The following is a 17,016-nucleotide window of genomic DNA, read 5'->3' on the forward strand; positions in this document are numbered from 1 at the left end:
GAACACTAGTGCGCCAAATGAACAAGTGTTGTATCGTAATCCCTAACACCGGAACCGCCGCCCCTGCGTGGGCAGGATCCGGTGCCGTACCAAAGGAGCTGCACGGATGAGTAATCGAACTGAGTCCTACCTTGTGGGACTGGTCGGCGATGGCGTGATGCCGTCACTCACCCCGCCCATGCATGAACGTGAAGGGGATGTGCAGGGCCTGCGCTACCTGTACCGGCCCATCGACCTCCTGGAACTTAACTTGCCGGCTGAATCCGTGGGCAAGCTCCTGGAGAGCGCCCGCAGCCTCGGGTTTAACGGCCTGAACATCACCCACCCCTGCAAACAACTGGTCATGCAGCACCTGGACGAGGTTTCCGTGGACGCGCGACGGCTCGGCGCCGTCAACACCGTTGTCATCGAGAACGGCCGGTTTGTCGGCCACAACACTGACTTTTCCGGCTTCGCCGCAGCCCTCGCTTCGGGCCTTCCCGCGGCAAAGCTGGGCCGGGTGGTGCAGTTGGGCGCCGGCGGCGCCGGCTCCGCCGTCGCCTACGCCCTGCTGACCGCCGGGGTCCGACACTTGGATCTTGTGGACATGGACGCTGCCCGCGGCGCAGCCCGTGCTGCAGAGCTGGCCGGCTTCTTTCCGGACAGCACGGTCACGGCACGCACGACGGCGGAGCTGCCGCAGCTCATGCCGCTGGCCGACGGCCTGGTGCACTGCACCCCGGTGGGCATGGCTGCCCACCCCGGCGTCCCGCTGGATCTTGGCCTGCTGGAATCCCGGCACTGGGTGGCGGATATCGTCTACCGCCCCATCGACACCGAACTCGTCCGCGGTGCCCGGGCCAAGGGCTGCGAAGTCCTTGACGGCGGCCGCATGGCGGTGGGCCAGGCCGCCGACGCTTTCCGTATCTTCACTGGCCTGGAACCGGACCCGGACCGCATGCGCTCGCACTTCCTGGAGCTTGTGGCCGCCGAGGAGGTGGCCGCCTGATGCGCACCGGAATAGCCACAGTCTGCCTTTCAGGCACCCTGAAGGAAAAGATGCAGGCCTGTGCCATCGCGGGCTTCGACGGCATCGAGATTTTCGAGCAGGACCTGGTCACCTCGCCGCTGAGCCCGGAAAACGTCCGCACCATGGCCGCTGACCTCGGCCTGGGACTCGACCTCTACCAGCCGTTCAGGGATTTCGACGGCGTCACACCGGACCTGCTCAAGGCCAACCTGCGGCGCGCGGAGGCAAAGTTCAAGCTCATGTCCCGCCTGGGCATGGACACCATCCTGGTGTGCACGAACGTCGCCACGGCCACCATCGACGACGACGGCCTCCGGGCCTCCCAGCTCAGCGAACTTGCGGAGCTGGCAGGGGACCACGGCGTGAAGGTCGCCTACGAGGCCCTGGCCTGGGGCAAGTACGTCAACGACTACGAGCACGCGTACCGCCTGGTGGAGATGGTGGACCACCCCAACCTCGGCACCTGCCTGGACTCCTTCCACATCCTGTCCCGCGACTGGGACACGGCTCCAATCGAGAAGATCGATGCGGAGAAGATCTTTTTTGTCCAGGTGGCCGACGCGCCCAAGCTTTCCATGGATGTGCTGTCCTGGAGCCGGCATTACCGCGTCTTCCCGGGCGAGGGACAGTTTGAGCTCGCCAAATTCATGGGCCACGTGGTCCGCGCCGGCTACACCGGACCGGTCTCCCTGGAGGTCTTCAACGACGTCTTCAGGCAGTCCGACGTGGACCGCACAGCGGTGGATGCCATGCGGTCCCTCATCTGGCTGGAGGAACAGAGCGCCAACTGGCTGGCAGCCGGCCCGGAAGGTGCCGCCAGTAGCGGCGCCGCGTCCCGCCGTCGTTATCCCATGGAACTCGCCACGCTGCCCAAGGTGAGCGAACCGGCCGGCTTCAACTTTGCCGAGGTCAAAGCCGACGACACCGTGCAGCTCGAAAAGCTCCTGGGGCAGCTTGGCTTCGCGTTCGAGGGCCGCCACCGCACCAAGGACGTGCAGCTGTGGACCATGGGCCAGGCGCGGGTGATCATCAACGAACAGGCGGCCTCACACGCCGAGCCGGCGATCGCCGCTTTGGGATTCGACGTCGCTTCACCGGTCATCGCCTCCGCACGCGCACAGCAGCTCAAGGCCCCGGTGGTGGCCCGCAGGGTGCAGGCCGACGAGGAAGTCTTCCAGGGAATCGCAGCGCCGGACTCCACCGAAATCTTCCTGTGCCAGGGCAGCCCTGACGGCACGGCGGCCTGGACGCACGAGTTCGGAGAGGGCCTGGAGCGCACGGGCCAGGCACAGAACGCGGTCATCGACCACGTAAACCTCGCCCAGCCGTGGCAGCACTTCGACGAAGCCGTCCTCTTCTACACCAGTGCGCTGGCTCTGGAACCGCAGCCGTTCGCGGAAGTGCCCAGCCCCAGCGGGCTGGTGCGCTCGCAGGTCATGCAGACGTCCGACGCCGCGGTGCGGCTTGTCCTGAACCTGGCGCCGGCGCAGCAGGCCGCGGTACAAGGTACACAGACCGTCCGCAAGACATACCAGGAACACATCGCGTTCGCCGTGGACGACCTCGTGGCCACGGCCCGGGCGGCGCAGGACCGGGGGCTGGAGTTCCTGCAGATCCCGGCCAACTACTACGAGGACCTGGACGCCCGGTTCGATCTTGAACCCGGGTTCCTGGCCACCCTGAAGGAACTCAACCTCCTGTATGACCGGGACGCCGACGGCGAATTCCTCCACTTCTACACCGCCACCGTGGGCAGTGTGTTCTTCGAGATGGTGGAGCGCCGCGGCAACTACGACGGGTACGGGGCGCCCAACGCCCCCGTCCGGCACGCAGTTCAGTACGACTCGCTGCATCGCACCTGAGCAACGGGAAAAGCACCATTCAGCAATCAATGGAAAACCAGAAAGGAGCCAGCCGTGCCGGAAGACACCAACGCCCAGCTTGAAACGGACGAGTCTGTGCCGCCCGCCGAGCCGAAGGCAGCCCACCTGCCCCTGGACCGCGCCATCGAAACCCAGGCCGACCTCAGTGCCGAGATCAACGCGCTGGGCGATGCGTACGCCCGGGCGCTTAAAGAGGGCACGCCCGCAGAGACCCAGCCCCGGCTGGACTACCCGCCCTACCGCTCCAGCATCCTGCGCCACCCCACCAAAAGCCTGCACCACGCGGACCCGGAAACCATCGAGCTGTACTCGCCGGCCTTCGGGCACCAGGACGTGCACGCGCTCGAATCGGACCTGACTATTCAGCACAACGGGGAACCCCAGGGGGAACGGATCATCGTGGCAGGCCGGGTCCTTGACGGTGACGGCAGGCCTGTGGCGGGCCAGCTGGTGGAGATCTGGCAGGCCAACTCCTCCGGCCGGTACATCCACAAGCGCGACCAGCACCCGGCGCCGATCGACCCCAACTTCACGGGCATCGGCCGCTGCATCACAGGGCCCGATGGCTCCTACCGGTTCACCACCATCAAGCCCGGCGCATACCCGTGGAAGAACCACCTCAACGCCTGGCGCCCGGCGCACATCCACTTCTCCCTGTTCGGCACCGAATTTACCCAGCGGATCATCACCCAGATGTACTTCCCCGGCGACCAGCTGTTCCCGCTGGATCCGATCTACCAGACCATCGTGGACCAGGATGCGCGCGACCGGCTCGTGGCCACGTACGACCACAGCCTCACCGAACCCGAGTGGGCCCTTGGCTACAACTGGGACATCGTCCTGACCGGCCCCAAGCGGACCTGGACCGAAAACGAGGCGCTTGGCGCAGAAGGCGATGAGGAGTAGGCCATGAGCAACCAGACCAAACTTGTTCCCACCCCCGGCCAGACCGTTGGACCGTTCTACGGCTACGCGCTGCCGTTCGAAAAGGACAACGAGCTCCTGGCCCCCGGCTCACCCGGCTCCATCCGGCTCCAGGGGACTGTGTATGACGGGTCCGGCCAGCCCATCCCTGACGCCATCCTGGAGATATGGCAGCCCGATGCGGACGGCAACGTTGTCCAGAAGACCGGCTCGCTGGTCCGCGACGGCTACACCTTCACGGGATGGGGCCGCGGTGCCGTGGGCAACTCCGGAATCTTCACCTTCACCACCGTGAACCCCGGCCCCACAAAGCCGGGCGCGGCACCCTTCATCTCCGTAGCCATCTTCGCCCGCGGACTCACCAACCGGCTCTTCACCCGCATCTACCTTCCCGACAACGACGAGGCGCTGGCCAACGACCCGCTGCTCCGCTCCCTGGATCCCGAGCGCCGCAAAACACTGATCGCACGCCGCGACGCCGACGGTGGCCTCACCTGGGACGTCCGTCTCCAGGGTGAGGGCGAAACAGTCTTCCTGGACTTCCAGTGACGGGAGCCGCCAGCCTGGGATCTTCGGGTGCCGTCGGGGGAGTGGGCGACGCCGGCCTGCTGAGCCCCGTCTCGGCCTCGGTATTGGTGGCGGCGCTGACGGGTGACCGGGCGGTGCTGGCGGCCATCCTCGCCGTCGAGTCCGGCTGGGCGGCCGTGCTGGAAAACGCCGGCCTGGCTCCCGCCGGTTCCGCCGCCGTCGTCTCCGCTGCTGCCGAGCCCGGCCGCTACGATCCTGCCGATATCGCGCACCGGGCACAGGGCGGCGGCAACCCGGTGATTCCGTTGCTGGCGGACTTGCGCAAGCACGTCGCCGCGCTGGACACGGCGGGCATCGGGGCAGGGAAGGCAGTTCACACGTCTTTGACCAGCCAGGATGTCCTGGACACCGCGCTGATGCTTGTGGCCCGCAACACTGTGGAGGCACTGCTGGGGGACCTGAAAAGGACGACGGCGGCGCTCGCAGCCTTGGCGGAGCAGCATGCGCGCACCTTGTGCGTGGCAAGGAGCCTGACCCAGCATTCCCTCCCGTTCACGTTCGGGCTGCGCGCCGCTCAATGGTTCCACGGGGCTGCGGCAGCGGGGCGTGTGCTGGCGGCCCTGCCCTTCCCGGTCCAGTTCGGCGGCGCGGCCGGCACGCTGGCCGCCGGAACGGTCCTGTCCTCCGGCTCATCGCATACGCCTTTCAGCCTGGCCGATGCCCTGGCCGCCCAACTGAGCCTGGCCACAGCTGTCGCCCCCTGGCACACCAACCGGATCACCATCACCTCCCTGGGCAACGCCCTCGCCGCCGTGCTGGATGCCTTGGGCAAGATCGCCGCGGACGTCCTGTTCCTGAGCCGGCCCGAGGTCGGCGAGCTGGCGGAACCGCGGGCTGCCGGGCGGGGAGTATCCTCCGCGATGCCGCAGAAGCAGAACCCGGTGCTGTCCGTGCTGGTCCGCAGCGCCGCGCTGCAGGCCCCGGGCCTGGCCGGCCAGCTGCACCTGGCGGCAGCAAACTTCACCGATGAACGCCCGGACGGTGCCTGGCACATCGAATGGCCGGCGCTCCGGCAGCTCCTTGCACTCACACTCGGGGCGGCCGGACATGTCCGGGAGCTCACCGAAGGACTGCAGGTCTTCCCGGACGCGATGCGCCGGAACCTTGACCTCGCCGGTCCGCTGGTCCTGGCCGAAGGCGTGGCTGCCGCCGTGGCACCCCTGCTGAAGGACAGGGACGGCGTCAACGGCAAGCAGCAGCTCCAGGCCGTGGTGGACCAGACGCTGCAGGCACCGCCGGCGGAACAGGGCAGCACCTACCGCAAGCTGCTCCGCGACGCCGTACCCGCTGACGCGCTGACAGACGTTCGGCTGGAGGAGCTCCTCGACCTCGGCAGCTATCTGGGCGAAGCCGGCAGCATTTCCGAGCGCATCCTGGCCGCGTTCCCCGAATTTGCGGCGCCCATCGAACTATCCACTACCGACGCGAACGGAGTCTCCCGTGGCTAAACCCGCCCTGAAAGCAGCACTGCTCTCGCCCCAGCGGCCCCTGGGGGACCACCCGCTCCTGGTGGTTGGACCATCCCTGGGGACCTCCACCATCCTGTGGAACCGCACCGCCTCAGTGCTCGGGAACGACTACGACGTGGTGGCCTGGGACCTGCCCGGCCATGGTGTCTCGCCCGCTGCCACCGAAACGTTCGACGTCGCGGGGCTGGCTGACGCCGTGGTGGACCTCGTAGATTCCATTGCCCCCGGCGCGTCCTTCCACTACGCCGGCGTCTCCCTGGGCGGTGCCACCGGACTGCAGCTGGGCATCAAACATGGTGAACGGCTCAAGAGCCTGTCCGTGCAGTGCAGCGGCGCGAAGCTGGGAACACCCGAAGGATGGCTGGAGCGCGCTGAAACGGTCCGGACGCAGGGTACCGGGGTGATGATCCAGGGTTCGGCGCAGCGCTGGTTCGCACCCGGCTTCATGGACCGCGAGCCGGAGCTGAGCAGCCGGCTCCTGCACGCCCTGCGGGATGCCGACCGTTTCAGCTACGCCTTTTGCTGCCAAGCCCTGGCAGCCTTCGATGTCCGGGAGGACCTGGGCAGCATCCGGGTCCCCACGCAGGTTATTGCGGGCGCGCTGGACGAGGTGGCCCCGCCGTCGTTCGCTGAAGATGTGGCGGCAGGCATCACCGCCGGCGGCGGCACCGCAACCGCGGTGACGCTCGGGGGGGTGGCCCACCTGGCACCCGCCGAGGCGCCGGGACACGTGGCGGAGCTGATGCGCAGCCTCATCGCCTGGGCCGAATCGCAGGTGGGGGCCAAGTGAACGGCAGCCAGTCCCGCGGCGGGCAAAGGCATGGCGTGGTCCAGCCCGGTGCCACCGGCCAGGAGGTTTACGACGGCGGCATGAAGGTCCGGCGCGAAGTCCTGGGGGACGCGCACGTGGACCGGGCCAACGCCACCAAGGACGGGTTCACGGAGGATTTCCAGGACATGATCACGCGGATCGCGTGGGGTGGAATCTGGACCCGCCCGGGCCTGAGCCGGCAGATGCGCTCTGCCGTCACCATCACCGCGATGGTGGCGCACGGGCACTGGGACGAGCTGGCCATGCACGTCCGCGCCGCTGTGCGTAACGGCCTGAGCAGGGACGAGATCAAGGAGATCCTGCTGCAGACCGCCATCTATTGCGGAGTCCCCTCCGCCAACACCGCCTTCAAGACCGCCCAGCAGGTGTTCCGTGAACTGGACAGCACTCCAGTGGACAGCGCCGCGACGGGCACCGCGTCAGACCAGAATCAAGAGGAACCATCATGAACCAGGCTTTTGTGTACGACGCCGTGCGCACCCCCTTCGGGAAGTTCGGCTCCGGCCTCGCCGGGGTCCGCCCGGATGACCTTGCGGCGCATGTGATCAGGGAGTCCGTGAAGCGCGCCCCCGCCTTGGACCCGGAACGGATCGACGAAGTGGTCTTCGGCAACGCCAACGGCGCCGGCGAGGAGAACCGCAACGTCGCCCGGATGGGGACCCTGCTCGCGGGGCTGCCGGTGGCCATTCCCGGCACCACCGTCAACCGGCTGTGCGGCTCTTCGCTGGACGCGGCCATCATCGCCTCCCGCCAGATCAACGCCGGAGACGCCGAGCTGATGCTGGTGGGCGGGGCGGAGTCGATGTCCCGGGCGCCCTGGGTCCTGCCGAAGACGGAGAAGCCCTATCCGGCCGGAGACCTGACCCTGGCTTCCACCACGCTGGGCTGGCGGCTGGTGAACAAAGCCATGCCGAAGGAGTGGACCATCTCCCTGGGTGAAGCCACCGAGCGGCTCCGCGAGAAGTACAAGGTCACCCGGCAGGCGCAGGATGAGTTCGCTGCCAGCTCCCACAACCTGTCCGCTGCAGCATGGGACGAGGGGTTTTACGACAACCTTGTCACGCCGGTGCCCGGCACGGACCTCGTCCGGGACGAGGGCATTCGCCCTGGATCCACCGCCGAAAAGCTCGCCGCTTTGAAGACGGTGTTCCGTAACGAGCCCGAGGGCGCCGAAGTGGGCGGCACTGTCACAGCCGGGAACGCGTCGCCGTTATCCGACGGCGCCTCCGCAGCCTGGGTGGGCACCGAGGCTGCCGCGGGGCTGCTCGGCTTGGACCCGCTGGCGCGTATCGCCGGGCGCGGGGCACACGCAAACGACCCCCAGTACTTCGGGTTTGCTCCCGTGGAGGCAGCGAACAAGGCCCTCGCGAAGGCGGGCATCGGCTGGGACCAGGTGGGCGCCGTCGAACTTAACGAAGCGTTCGCCGCGCAGTCCCTGGCGTGCATCAACGCCTGGGGCATCGACCCCTCCATTGTGAACCGGCACGGCGGCGCCATCGCCATGGGCCACCCGCTCGGCGCCTCCGGCACCCGCATCCTGGGCACCCTGGCCCGAAGCCTGCAGGCCTCCGGCGAACGCTGGGGCGTCGCCGCAATCTGCATTGGCGTCGGGCAGGGCCTGGCCGTGGTGCTCGAAAACGTAACTGCTGGCGTGAAGGGCTAGGACATGCTGACTTTTGTTGATTCCGTCCAGGAGGCCGTGTCCGGCATCAAGGATGGTTACACCGTGATGATCGGCGGGTTCGGGAACGCCGGGCAGCCGTTCGAACTGATCGACGCGCTGCTGGACTGCGGCGCGAAGGACCTGACCGTGGTGAACAACAACGCCGGGCAGGGTGACCAGGGCCTGGCTCTGCTGATCAAGGAAGGCCGGGTGGGAAAGATGATCTGCTCCTTCCCGCGGCAGTCCGACTCCTGGCACTTCGACACCAGGTACAAGGCAGGCGAGATCGAACTGGAGCTCGTGCCGCAGGGCAACCTGGCGGAGCGGATCCGGGCAGCGGGCGCCGGGATCGGCGGGTTCTTCACCCCCACCGGGTACGGCACCATGCTCGCCGAGGGCAAGGAAACCAGGATCATCGACGGCCGCGGCCAGGTCTTCGAGACCCCCATCCACGCCGACGTCGCACTGATCAAGGCCCTCAAAGCGGACGGCAAGGGCAACCTGGTGTACCGGAAGACGGCCCGGAACTTCGGGCCCATCATGGCCGCTGCGGCCAGGCACACCATCGTCCAGGTCTCCGAGATTGTTCCCACCGGCGGGCTGGACCCGGAAAACGTGGTGACCCCCGGGATCTACGTCAACACAGTGGTCCGCGTTCCCGCGGGCGCCGGCAGCACCGCCGGTACGGAAGAGAAAGTTGCCTGACATGAGCACCGCAACCTCCATCCAGACCTCAGCCACACCCCTGGGCCGGGATGACCTGGCCCGGCTCGTGGCCAAGGACATCGCGCCCGGGTCCTTTGTCAACCTTGGCATCGGCCAGCCCACCCTGGTGTCCAACTACCTCACGGACGAACAGAACATCACCCTCCACACGGAAAACGGCATGCTCGGCATGGGCCCTGCAGCTGAAGGCGACCAGATCGACGGCGACCTCATCAATGCCGGCAAGATCCCCGTCACCGAGCTTCCGGGTGCCTCCTACTTCCACCACGCCGACTCCTTCGCGATCATGCGCGGCGGACACCTGGACATCTGCGTTCTGGGCGCCTTCCAGGTCTCGGCAACGGGGGACCTCGCGAACTGGCACACCGGGGCACCCGGGGCGATTCCCGCCGTCGGCGGTGCCATGGACCTGGCCACCGGCGCGAAGGACGTCTTCGTCATGATGACCCTGCTTACCCGCGAGGGTGCCTCCAAGATCGTCGAGTCCTGCACCTACCCGCTTACGGGCATCGGCTGCGTGACCCGCGTGTACACGGACAAGGGCGTGTTCCTCACCGGGCCGGACGGCGTGGCCGTCCGGGAGACCTTCGGCTGCACTTTGGAGGAGCTCCAGGAACTGGTGCCCGTCCAGCTCAAGGCGGCACCGGCAGCCTGAAACTGAGCCCTAGGATTGGTAACCATGACCGACGCAGCATCAGCGGGTGCCCCGCAGGCCAGTGACCAGTACGTCCAGTCGCTGGCCCGCGGCCTTGCGGTGATCCGTGCGTTCGACACGGACCATCCCGTGATGACCCTGACCGAAGTGGCGGCCCGCACCGGGCTGACCCGGGCGACGGCCCGGCGCTTCCTCCACACCCTGGTGGAACTGGGCTATGTGCGGACCGACGGCAAGACCTTCGCGCTGACGGCCAAGGTGCTCCAGCTGGGGTACGCCTATCTGTCCGGGTTGTCCCTGCCCCAGCTGGCGCAGCCGCACCTGGAGGAGCTGTCCCTGAAACTGGGGGAGTCCACCTCGGCCGCCGTGCTGGACGGAACGGACATCGCCTATATCGCCCGGGTGACCACCCGCCGGATCATGAACGTGGGCATCACGGTGGGAACCCGCTTCCCGGCCTACGCAACCTCCATGGGCCGCGTGCTGCTCGCCGGGCTGCCGCCGGCCGGCCTGGAAGCCTACCTGGCCGCTGCCGAGATCAAACCGCTCACCCCGCGCGCCCTGGGCACCGCAAAAGACCTGCTGGCAGTCCTGGACACCGTTCGGGCGCAGGGCTGGTGCCTCCTGGACCAGGAGCTGGAACTTGGCCTGATGTCCGTGGCCGCTCCCGTCTACGACGGGCCAAAAGTGGTGGCTGCCGTCAACGTGTCTCTGCAGGCCCAGTCCCTGGCCGCGCAAACGGATCCCGACGCCTACCTGGCCTCGGTAGCCCAGGAGATCGTGGCGACGGCGAAGCTCGTCTCCGCCGACCTGACTGCCCGGGGCTGATCTCCCTTACGCCGTCCCTTGTGCGGTGCCCGCCGCGAAGGCACACTGTGGCTCATGGCCACCGAGGATGACGTCCGAAAAACTGCCCTCGCGCTGCCGGGGGTCACGGAGCGGCCGAGCTGGGGCCGGCCGGCCTGGTTCGCCAGAACCCTGCTGGCCCGGATCTGGGAACCCGGTGTCCTCACCGTCAAAACGGACGAGCGCGAGGCCCTGGCCGGAACCGAACCGGAAACCTACTTCTGGACACCCCACCACAGCCGCTCTCCCCAGCTGGTGCTCGTGCGGCTGGACCGGATCGATGCGAAGCTCCTGGAGGAACTGCTGCAGGATTCCTACCGGCTCGCGGGTGGGAACCCAGGCAGCCGCCGGCAGCCGGAAAACCATTAAGGTAACTGTTTGCCACCCAAGCCAGCCGCCCTACTCCCGCCGCTGCGGTGCGGGCCATAGACTCTAGCCAACTACGTGCAGCAGCGCCGCTTTGCGAAGCCCCGGAACAACAGAACCATGGACAGCCTGTCAGGGCGGCGCTCGCGCACTCACGCAGCGAGGGGAGTCGGCGGGTGAAACTGGGCATACCGCGGGAACGCCGGGAGGGTGAACGGCGGGTGGCTGCCACACCGGAAACGGTGAAGCAACTGGCAGCGCTGGGCGCCGAAGTCCTTTGTGAGGCAGGCGCCGGCGCCGCAGCAGGGCATCCGGACGCCGCCTACGGGCAGGCTGGAGCGCACATCGTCGGGGAACTGGACCTGGCGCAGCTTGACGTCCTCGCCCATGTCCGGCCCCTCGACCCGGATACCGCCCGGTCCCTGAAAAGGGGAGCCGTCACCGTAGGCCTGGCCTCGCCGTCGTCTGAACTCCCAACTGTCCAGGCGCTCGCCGACGCAGGCATCACGTCCTTCGCCCTGGAACTCGTGCCCCGCATCTCACGCGCCCAGTCCATGGACGCCCTCAGCTCGCAGGCGCTGGTGGCAGGCTACCGCTGCGTGCTGGAGGCAGCCATCCGCCTGCCCCGGTTTTTCCCGCTCTACATGACCGCTGCCGGCACGGTTCCGCCCGCCCGGGTCCTGGTCCTCGGCGCCGGTGTGGCCGGGCTGCAGGCCATCGGCACCGCCAAGCGGCTTGGCGCGCGCGTTTTTGCCAACGACATCCGCCCCGCCTCCGCAGACGAGGTGGCCTCCATGGGCGGCACTTTCATCCGGCTGGACCTGGAAACGGCGGAGGCTGCCGGCGGTTATGCCCGCCAGCTCAGTTCAGACGCCGGAACCCGCCAGCGCCAGCTGCTGGCCCCGCACGTTGCCCAGGCGGATGTTTTGATTACGACGGCGGCGGTGCCCGGCAGGCGCGCGCCGCTCCTGGTCACGCGGGAGATGGTGCAGGGCATGCGGCCGGGGTCGGTAGTGATTGACCTGGCCGCCGAATCGGGCGGCAACGTTGAAGGTGTGGTGGCCGGCCAGGATGTTCCCATGCCAACGGCCGACGGCTCCGGACACGTGATGCTTGTCGGCCTGAAGGACGCACCCTCCGCCATGGCCTCTGACGCGTCCCGCCTGTACGCCAAAAACGTGGCAAACCTGCTGGTGTTGATGGTCCGGGATGGTGAGCTTATCCCGGACTTTACTGATGAGGTTGTGGCCGGCTCCTGCCTGACCCACGAAGGCGCGGTGCGCCACCAGCCCACGGCGGACCTTGTGGCGGAGCGGGCCGGCAGCCGGCAGGAAGGGGTGCTCTGATGGACGGAATGAGCCTGCTGACAATCACGGTCCTGGCCGTGTTCGTCGGCTTCGAGGTGGTGTCCAAGGTTTCCAGCACCCTGCACACGCCGCTGATGTCCGGCGCCAACGCCATTCACGGGATCATCCTGGTGGGTGCCATCATCGTGGCAGGGCAGGCAGCGGACCCGCTGGTGCTCGCGGTGGCGCTGCTCGCCGTAGTCCTGGCCACCGCCAACCTGGTGGGCGGCTTTGTGGTGACAGACCGGATGCTGCACATGTTCCATGCGCGCAAGCAAGTGGCGCGTCAAGAGGGCGCCGGGAAGGTGGAAGGCAAGTGAGTCTCCTCGACCCCGTCTGGACATCGCTCCTGTACCTGGTGGCCGCCGTCTTCTTCATCCTGGCACTGCGCGGGCTCAGCTCCCCGCGGACCGCCCGCCGCGGCAACCTCATCGGTGCGGCGGGGGCCCTGATCGCCGTCGTGACAGTGTTCCTGTCCGCGCGCCTCGAGAACATTCCCTGGATCCTCGCGGCCATAGCCCTGGGTTCAGCCGTGGCGGCACCGGTGGCACGGCGGGTGAAAATGACCCAGATGCCTCAACTGGTGGCCCTCTTCAACGGGGTGGGCGGCGGCGCCGCAGCCCTGGTGGCCCTCCTGGAACTCACCCATGCGGACGATCCCTGGGTTCGGCTGGCGATCGTCTTCACGCTCCTGGTGGGCGCCGTGTCCTTCGCAGGATCGGGAGTAACGTTCGCGAAGCTCCAGGAACTCATGACCACCCGGCCGGTGCTGTTCCCGGGCCTTCCCGTGGTGATGGCCGCGGTGCTGCTCGCCGCGCTGGGTGCCGCTGCCGCCGTCGTCTTCACCGGGTCGCTGCCGCTCGCGGTCCTGCTGCTGGTGCTGGGACTGGCCGCCGGCGTCCTGCTCGTATTGCCAGTGGGCGGCGCCGACGTCCCAATCGTCATCTCGCTGCTGAACGCCTTCACCGGCCTGGCCGTCGCAGCGTCCGGCGTGGTGCTGGGCAACGTGCTGCTGGTGGTGGCCGGAACCCTGGTGGGCGCCTCGGGCACCATCCTCACCCGTGCCATGGCGGCTGCCATGGGCCGAAGCGTGACAGGCATCCTGTTCGGCGCCTTCCGGGGAGGTTCGACGGCGGGATCCACCGCCGTGAGCGAACGTCCGGTCCGGTCCTCCAGCGCGGAGGACGTCGCGGTTCTGCTGGGCTACGCGCAGCGCGTCATCATCGTGCCCGGCTACGGCCTCGCCGTTGCCCAGGGCCAGCACACCGCCGCCGAGCTGGCCCTGGCCCTGGAGGGCAGGGGCATCGAGGTCGACTTCGCCATCCACCCCGTCGCCGGCCGGATGCCAGGCCACATGAACGTGCTCCTGGCAGAGGCCAACGTGCCGTATGAATCGCTCAAGGAAATGGGCGAAATCAACCCGGAGTTCAAGACGGCGGATGTGGCGCTGGTGGTGGGCGCGAACGACGTCGTGAACCCGGCAGCCAAGACCTCTTCCGGCTCACCCATTTACGGCATGCCCATCCTGGAAGTGGCGGAGGCCCGGCAGGTGGTATTCCTCAAGCGGTCCATGCGCCCCGGTTTCGCCGGGATCGAGAACGACCTGCTGTACGAGCCGCAGACGTCGCTGCTGTTCGGCGACGCCAAGGACTCGCTTGCCCAGGTGCTCGGGGCGGTCAAGGCGCTGTAGCGTCCGCCCGGGTGCGGGCCCGCGGCGAAACCTGCTGCGGACGCCATGCAGGGCAGGCTAGTCTTCTGTGAGAAGTAGCCTTTCCATTCGCACCAGAGGACACCATGACTGCCAACAGCTCCACTTCACTACAGCGCGCCGCAATCATCGTCAATCCTGCCAAGCCGGTGGACATTGACGTGCGTGGCCTGGTGGCAAAGCATTGCGTGGAAAACGGCTGGGGTGAGCCGCTGTGGTTTGAAACGACGCTGGAGGACCCGGGGGTGGGCCAGGCGAAGGAAGCGCTCGCCCAGGGCGCCGACATTGTCATTGCGGCCGGTGGGGACGGAACGGTGCGGTGCGTCGCCGAGGTTCTCGCCGGCGGCGACATACCGATGGGCCTGCTTCCCCTGGGCACCGGCAACCTGCTGGCCCGCAACCTGGGGATGGATGTCACGGACTACGACGGTGCCATGGCCGGGGCCCTGCTGGGAACCGAGCGGAAGATTGATGTGGTCCGCGCCCGCCGCAGCGACCCGGACGACGAGCAGCTGTTCCTGGTGATGGCCGGCGTGGGATACGACGCCACCATCATGGCTGACACCAACCAGGAGCTCAAGCACAAAGTGGGCTGGCTCGCGTACGTGGACGCGGGCATCCGCAACCTCCCGGGCAAACCCGTAAAAGCCATCATTGTGATCGACGGAAAGCAAGCGGTCCGCCGCGGAGTCCGGAGCGTCATGGTGGGGAACTGCGGCAAGGTCCAGGGCGGCCTGGAGATCTTCCCGGAGGCCAGGATGGACGATGGCCTGCTGGATGTCGCCGTCCTGGCGCCCCACCACGGGAAGCTGGGCTGGCTCTCGGTGATTGCCGGAATGATCGGCAAAGGCCGGGGCAAGGACACAGCTGTGGAGTACTTCCAGGGCAAGTCTGTCGAGATCACCCTGGAGCACAAGGACGACTACCAGTTGGACGGCGACCACGAAGGGCAGGGCAAACACGTCGTCATGACCATGGACCCGTCCGCCCTGACCCTTCGGATGTAGGTCTCCCCTACGTCAGGAGCGTGCCCCGGCACTGAAGCGCAGGAAAGGCCCACTCCCACGTGAAGATGCTCGCTGAGATGTTCAGCATTGCTCCAGGCAACAAGGACCACCACCCGGCCCTTCGCTGTGCGGTGGGCGTGTTTGTTCCCCTCTTCACCCTTGTGTTGCTGGGGCGGCTGGACCTGGCCATCTTCGCGTCCTTCGGAGCCTTCACCGGCATCTACGGCCGCGGTGAACCCCACAGCATCCGCTTTTCCCTGCAGTTGCGGGCCGGCCTGCTGATGCTGCTGGTGATACTCCTGGCAGCACTTGCGGCCCGGGCCGGCGGCGCTTTGGGACTGGACGAGGCCGGCACCACCTGGCTCCTGGTCCTGGCCACCACGCTGGTGGCCGGCGGCTGTTCAGTGGCCATCTCCTGGTTCCGGCTGCGCCCGGCGGGGTCCCTCTTCCACATCTTCGCCTTCGCGGCCATTGCTTCCATCCCCAACCAGCCGCCGCTCTGGGAAGGCATGCTGGTGTCCGTCCTGACCACCGCTTTCTGCCTGCTGATCGGGTTCTCCTCCCGGGTCCTGCCCAGCCGCCGGACCGAGTGGGTCCGGCCGCACCGTATCCGCCGCACGCCGGAAGAAATGCGCGCCGCCTGGCTTGAGGGGTGCGGCTATCTCGTTGCTGCCGGCCTCGCCGGTGCGCTGGCCACGTGGGCCGGCAGCCGCCTGGGCTTCGGCCACAACTACTGGGCCATGGTGGCCGCCGTCGTCCCGCTGGTGGGCCACACCACGCGGCACCGGGTTCGCCGCGGCGTACAAAGGATCATTGGCACCGTGCTCGGCCTGGCGGTGATGGCGGGCATTCTCCTCCTGGGGCTGGAACCGTGGCAGACCGTGCTGGTCATGGCACTGTGCCAGTTCGGTGCCGAGATGTTCATCATCCGGCAGTATCTGCTGGCCCAGATTTTCGTTACGCCACTGGCGCTGGTCTCCACCCTCCTCGTCCTGCCTTCCTCGCCGGCCATCCTGCTCCGGGACCGCATCGTCGAAACGGTGATTGGAGCCGCCGTCGGTATCGCCGTGGTACTTGCGCCGGCAGTGTGGCGGCGCTCCCGGGAACGTTCGCCCGTGTCGCGCCCCTAAGCGCTCCGTTCGCCGCAGCCGCGGCGCAGGTAAGCTGGAAGCCTCCCATTCAACGGAAGCGGTGCGTACGGTGGCCAATTCTGCCTCCGGTGATTCGGTAGTGGACCGGATTGTCCGGCTCCTTTCCGCGTTCCCTGAGGACGTCACCGCCCTCCCGCTGTCCGAGCTGGCGCAGCGCTCGGGATTGCCGCTGACCACCACGCACCGGCTGGTCCGGCAGCTTGCGGGCCACGGCCTGCTGGATGCCACTCCCGGAGGCTTGGTGCGTCCGGGCCTCCGGCTCTGGGAGCTGGTGAACCGGACCGCTCCTGCTCTTGCCCTGCGGCAGGCGGCCATGCCGTTCATGGAGGATATCCAGCAGGTCCTCAACCAGAACGTCAACCTTGCTGTGCTGGACGGCTGGGAGGCCCTGTTCGTGGAGCGGTTGTCACGCCGTGGTTCCGTTTCAAACAGGGCCAGGGTGGCCGGCCGGATGCCTGTCCACACCTCGTCCGCCGGACTGGCGCTGATGGCACACCAGGACAAGCTGCTTCAAAGCCAGTACCTGGACCAGTTCGCTGACGCGGAAGGGAAAGCTGCCACGGACGCTGTCCGGGTGCTGCTCAGCGAAACCTTCCACCAGGGATTCGCCCAGCTCAAGGGTGTGGTTGACCCGGATACCTGGGGGATCGCCGTTCCCGTGCTGAACTCCCGCCAACGGGCGGTGGCATCGCTCGGGGTCGTTGTCCCTTTGCGGGAGATGCGCCTGCAGGCCCTGGTGCCCGCCCTCCAGACGGCGGCCAGGGGCATTGCCCGAAGGCTCGAGAGCCCCTAGCCCTCCCGCCGTATTCCGTTCAACGGAATTGATGTAACGCCAGTCACGGG

General features: G+C 67.6%; 18 protein-coding genes. All 18 read left to right on the forward strand.

All coding sequences use genetic code 11. The annotated features are described in order from the left end of the window. The first annotated feature begins 106 nt into the window (after nt 1-106). The 18 genes from CXX84_RS09685 to CXX84_RS09770 all read left to right on the forward strand — a co-directional run bounded on the left by CXX84_RS09685 (nt 107) and on the right by CXX84_RS09770 (nt 16,966). Nucleotides 107-988: a shikimate dehydrogenase gene (locus CXX84_RS09685; protein WP_102976487.1), complete on the forward strand. Its 882-nt coding sequence runs from the start codon at nt 107-109 to the stop codon at nt 986-988. Beyond that, nucleotides 988-2,871: a bifunctional sugar phosphate isomerase/epimerase/4-hydroxyphenylpyruvate dioxygenase family protein gene (locus CXX84_RS09690; RefSeq protein ID WP_102976488.1), complete on the forward strand. Its 1,884-nt coding sequence runs from the start codon at nt 988-990 to the stop codon at nt 2,869-2,871. Before CXX84_RS09685 ends, CXX84_RS09690 begins: the two co-directional genes overlap by 1 nt. Nucleotides 2,872-2,925: 54 nt before the next feature. Next, on the forward strand, nt 2,926-3,798 hold the full coding sequence (gene pcaH / locus CXX84_RS09695; protein WP_102976489.1) for a protocatechuate 3,4-dioxygenase subunit beta: 873 nt from the start codon (nt 2,926-2,928) through the stop codon (nt 3,796-3,798). A gap of 3 nt (nt 3,799-3,801) precedes the next feature. Beyond that, nucleotides 3,802-4,365, forward strand: coding sequence for a protocatechuate 3,4-dioxygenase subunit alpha (pcaG, locus tag CXX84_RS09700; protein WP_102976490.1), 564 nt, complete (start codon nt 3,802-3,804; stop codon nt 4,363-4,365). After that, a complete protein-coding gene (locus CXX84_RS09705) occupies nt 4,362-5,852 on the forward strand; it encodes a lyase family protein (RefSeq protein ID WP_223253049.1) in 1,491 nt (496 codons plus the stop codon). Before pcaG ends, CXX84_RS09705 begins: the two co-directional genes overlap by 4 nt. Further along, nucleotides 5,845-6,663 carry an alpha/beta fold hydrolase gene (locus tag CXX84_RS09710; RefSeq protein WP_102976491.1) on the forward strand — a complete coding sequence of 273 codons (819 nt, stop codon included), beginning with the start codon at nt 5,845-5,847 and terminating at the stop codon, nt 6,661-6,663. Before CXX84_RS09705 ends, CXX84_RS09710 begins: the two co-directional genes overlap by 8 nt. Then, entirely contained in the window at nt 6,660-7,154 is a 495-nt protein-coding gene (pcaC, locus tag CXX84_RS09715) for a 4-carboxymuconolactone decarboxylase (protein ID WP_102976492.1), read from the forward strand. Before CXX84_RS09710 ends, pcaC begins: the two co-directional genes overlap by 4 nt. After that, a complete protein-coding gene (locus CXX84_RS09720; RefSeq protein ID WP_102976493.1) occupies nt 7,151-8,368 on the forward strand; it encodes a thiolase family protein in 1,218 nt (405 codons plus the stop codon). The genes pcaC and CXX84_RS09720 overlap by 4 nt, the downstream gene beginning before the upstream one ends. A 3-nt stretch (nt 8,369-8,371) precedes the next feature. Further along, entirely contained in the window at nt 8,372-9,073 is a 702-nt protein-coding gene (locus tag CXX84_RS09725) for a 3-oxoacid CoA-transferase subunit A (RefSeq protein WP_102976494.1), read from the forward strand. A gap of 1 nt (nt 9,074) precedes the next feature. Then, nucleotides 9,075-9,749 carry a 3-oxoacid CoA-transferase subunit B gene (locus CXX84_RS09730; RefSeq protein ID WP_102976495.1) on the forward strand — a complete coding sequence of 225 codons (675 nt, stop codon included), beginning with the start codon at nt 9,075-9,077 and terminating at the stop codon, nt 9,747-9,749. Nucleotides 9,750-9,773: 24 nt separating this feature from the next. Next, nucleotides 9,774-10,577, forward strand: a complete 804-nt coding sequence (locus CXX84_RS09735; RefSeq protein ID WP_102976496.1) for an IclR family transcriptional regulator C-terminal domain-containing protein — start codon at nt 9,774-9,776, stop codon at nt 10,575-10,577. A gap of 54 nt (nt 10,578-10,631) precedes the next feature. Beyond that, entirely contained in the window at nt 10,632-10,964 is a 333-nt protein-coding gene (locus CXX84_RS09740) for an MmcQ/YjbR family DNA-binding protein (RefSeq protein WP_102976497.1), read from the forward strand. A 173-nt stretch (nt 10,965-11,137) separates the two neighbouring features. Then, on the forward strand, nt 11,138-12,307 hold the full coding sequence (locus tag CXX84_RS09745; RefSeq protein WP_102976498.1) for a Re/Si-specific NAD(P)(+) transhydrogenase subunit alpha: 1,170 nt from the start codon (nt 11,138-11,140) through the stop codon (nt 12,305-12,307). Next, nucleotides 12,307-12,627, forward strand: coding sequence for an NAD(P) transhydrogenase subunit alpha (locus CXX84_RS09750; RefSeq protein WP_102976499.1), 321 nt, complete (start codon nt 12,307-12,309; stop codon nt 12,625-12,627). The genes CXX84_RS09745 and CXX84_RS09750 overlap by 1 nt, the downstream gene beginning before the upstream one ends. After that, a complete protein-coding gene (locus CXX84_RS09755) occupies nt 12,624-13,997 on the forward strand; it encodes an NAD(P)(+) transhydrogenase (Re/Si-specific) subunit beta (protein WP_102976500.1) in 1,374 nt (457 codons plus the stop codon). The genes CXX84_RS09750 and CXX84_RS09755 overlap by 4 nt, the downstream gene beginning before the upstream one ends. Before the next feature lie 104 nt (nt 13,998-14,101). Then, complete coding sequence (locus CXX84_RS09760; protein ID WP_102976501.1) at nt 14,102-15,022, forward strand: diacylglycerol/lipid kinase family protein; 921 nt, start codon at nt 14,102-14,104, stop codon at nt 15,020-15,022. Between the two features lie 59 nt (nt 15,023-15,081). Next, nucleotides 15,082-16,152, forward strand: a complete 1,071-nt coding sequence (locus CXX84_RS09765; RefSeq protein WP_102976502.1) for an FUSC family protein — start codon at nt 15,082-15,084, stop codon at nt 16,150-16,152. A 70-nt stretch (nt 16,153-16,222) separates the two neighbouring features. Continuing rightward, on the forward strand, nt 16,223-16,966 hold the full coding sequence (locus tag CXX84_RS09770; protein WP_102976626.1) for an IclR family transcriptional regulator: 744 nt from the start codon (nt 16,223-16,225) through the stop codon (nt 16,964-16,966). Nucleotides 16,967-17,016 lie beyond the last annotated feature (50 nt).

The organism is Arthrobacter sp. AFG7.2 (assembly GCF_002892835.1).
In the GTDB taxonomy this organism is placed as follows: Bacteria; Actinomycetota; Actinomycetes; order Actinomycetales; family Micrococcaceae; genus Arthrobacter.

What these genes read in the sequence shown, in the direction of transcription:
- CXX84_RS09685 (WP_102976487.1), top strand. Translation starts at nt 107, where the DNA reads ATGAGTAATCGAACTGAGTCCTACCTTGTGGGACTGGTCGGCGATGGC.
- CXX84_RS09690 (WP_102976488.1), top strand. Translation starts at nt 988, where the DNA reads ATGCGCACCGGAATAGCCACAGTCTGCCTTTCAGGCACCCTGAAGGAA.
- pcaG (WP_102976490.1), top strand. Translation starts at nt 3,802, where the DNA reads ATGAGCAACCAGACCAAACTTGTTCCCACCCCCGGCCAGACCGTTGGA.
- CXX84_RS09720 (WP_102976493.1), top strand. Translation starts at nt 7,151, where the DNA reads ATGAACCAGGCTTTTGTGTACGACGCCGTGCGCACCCCCTTCGGGAAG.
- CXX84_RS09725 (WP_102976494.1), top strand. Translation starts at nt 8,372, where the DNA reads ATGCTGACTTTTGTTGATTCCGTCCAGGAGGCCGTGTCCGGCATCAAG.
- CXX84_RS09730 (WP_102976495.1), top strand. Translation starts at nt 9,075, where the DNA reads ATGAGCACCGCAACCTCCATCCAGACCTCAGCCACACCCCTGGGCCGG.
- CXX84_RS09735 (WP_102976496.1), top strand. Translation starts at nt 9,774, where the DNA reads ATGACCGACGCAGCATCAGCGGGTGCCCCGCAGGCCAGTGACCAGTAC.
- CXX84_RS09740 (WP_102976497.1), top strand. Translation starts at nt 10,632, where the DNA reads ATGGCCACCGAGGATGACGTCCGAAAAACTGCCCTCGCGCTGCCGGGG.
- CXX84_RS09750 (WP_102976499.1), top strand. Translation starts at nt 12,307, where the DNA reads ATGGACGGAATGAGCCTGCTGACAATCACGGTCCTGGCCGTGTTCGTC.
- CXX84_RS09760 (WP_102976501.1), top strand. Translation starts at nt 14,102, where the DNA reads ATGACTGCCAACAGCTCCACTTCACTACAGCGCGCCGCAATCATCGTC.